Below are 1,846 nucleotides of genomic sequence, written 5' to 3'. Positions count from 1 at the left end.
GGAGGTGGGCAGAACGGAAACTAAAGGGGTTCTCGGAGGTGAAGGAGGTGCTGGAGAAGATGCTTCAGGAGCGGTATGCCCCCCGTACACAGACTCTTACACATAACTCTTGACACGACCGGTGGGAAAGCCACCTCGCCTGCTAGTTGATCAGACGCCACGGAAGATAAAGAGGGGGTGCCGTGAACACTCACCGTGAGCACCCCAGCACGTACCCTTCGGCTGGCTCACCATCCTGACGCAGAAACCCACATGCTACGTCGGTGCATGACCCTCATGGCCACCTATGTCTGGGTAAAGGCAAGGCCGTCTGAACCCGAGGCGTCCAAGTCCCAAAAAGGCAAAAGCATCCCAAGGCCACCTTGGCCGAACTCATCTCCCTCGCCCTTTTTATCCTTACTGCAGGGCCAAGAACTCCTCGAAAGCTACCTGGGGGCTCAGGTCACCTGCAAGATACTGTAGGCGTGACATATGCCTACGTCGCCTTCCTACCGTACGTCCCGCTTCTACCAAGCACAAAGGAGATCTTAATAACTTGCACAACGAGGCCAAGCGTATGCCATGCCGTGCGGTATTCATGCAGGATAAACGGTTGCGGGAATTTCCCATAGATGGGGCGACAGCAACGGTTCATCTCCTTTTCAGAACTGACGATACGAGCCGGATCCCCGAGGCCTATCGGGACGCGTGGTTCGACTCTATTGACCAGATGCTGGAAAAGCTGGATGCGCAGAGGTAAATGCCGGACTGGATGAGTTTCAGCTCACCGCCGTGCAGCGGATTGGTTACTAAAGGATGGTACAAGTGATGCCTCCGGTTAATTTGACTTGGGCTTGCCCAGACTAGACTGCTATACCGCATAGAGCCCCAGGAACCTAAGGGCGGAAAGGGGATGGAAGGAGAAGGCCTCCAGGGCCACCTTCCAGGTGCGTTGGCACACGACCTTCTCCCACACCCCCCTCCAGTAGAGCAGGGACACCAAAAAGGCCCGGAGGGCCGCCAAGACTCGAGCCCCCACCCCCCGCACCTGGTAAGCGTCCTCGCGGAAGAGAACGTCCCGCACCCAAAAGGACCGGTTCTCTATCGCCCACCGGGAAAGGAGGAGCTCCCCAAGCCGCCTCGCCTCCGCCTCTCCCTTCCCAAGCTGGCGAAGGCGTGGCTCACCGTCCGCCGCACCTCCCCCATCCCCTTGTGCACCACCTCCCGCTCCAGGCGCACCACCTGTCGGCACCCGGGAAAGGCCAGAAGCGCGTCAGGCAGATAGGGAGAAGCCCAGACCCGGTAGGTCCACACCTCCCCGTCCCGCTCCCGCCTCCGCCTGGGGTCTAGGCTCAGGGGTGGGGTTCAGGACGGCCCGGGAGACTCTAAAGGAAGCCTTGGGGAGGGGGTGGGAGGCTTCACACGGGAGACAGGGTAGAAGTGTCTAAGGTAAAGGGTTCGGATCATGATGTATGCCAAGCGGGTGCGGGCGCTTTTGCCCTGGATGGGGGAGGTAGTGCACCGCTTGGTGAAGGGGAACCTGGGGCAGGGGAAGAGCCAGAGGCGGAACTATGCGGCCCACCTAACTATCCGGGGATGCCTTGGCGGAAGGGAGAGCGGGAGGTGGGGAATGCCTTACTGACCGAGCTAAAAACCACCTAACCCCTCCGAAAAAGGCTAAGGAAGGGAGGTGAAGGATGAGGTGAAAGCTTCGGTTTAGATCAGGTAGCACACGAAGGTATTACACCCACATTCCGCACCCCCTTCACTCCAGCAGGTAATATCGCCCGGCCCCCAGGAGGCGCGCCGCGGTCTCGTGATGGGGAGCCAGGTTGAGGACGAACCACCTGCCCCCCAGCTCCACCAG

General features: G+C 59.9%; 1 pseudogene. It reads right to left on the bottom strand.

Annotated features, from left to right (window positions below):
* Positions 1 to 850 precede the first annotated feature (850 nt).
* Positions 851 to 1,305, bottom strand: a pseudogene (locus ABXG85_RS12865) (transposase); the annotation flags it as partial.
* Positions 1,306 to 1,846 lie beyond the last annotated feature (541 nt).

The sequence above is a fragment of the Thermus sp. LT1-2-5 genome, assembly GCF_040363165.1.
Classification (GTDB): domain Bacteria; phylum Deinococcota; class Deinococci; order Deinococcales; family Thermaceae; genus Thermus.
The sequence above is the reverse complement of the archived record's forward strand: the minus strand, read 5'-3'. Positions and strand labels throughout refer to the sequence as shown.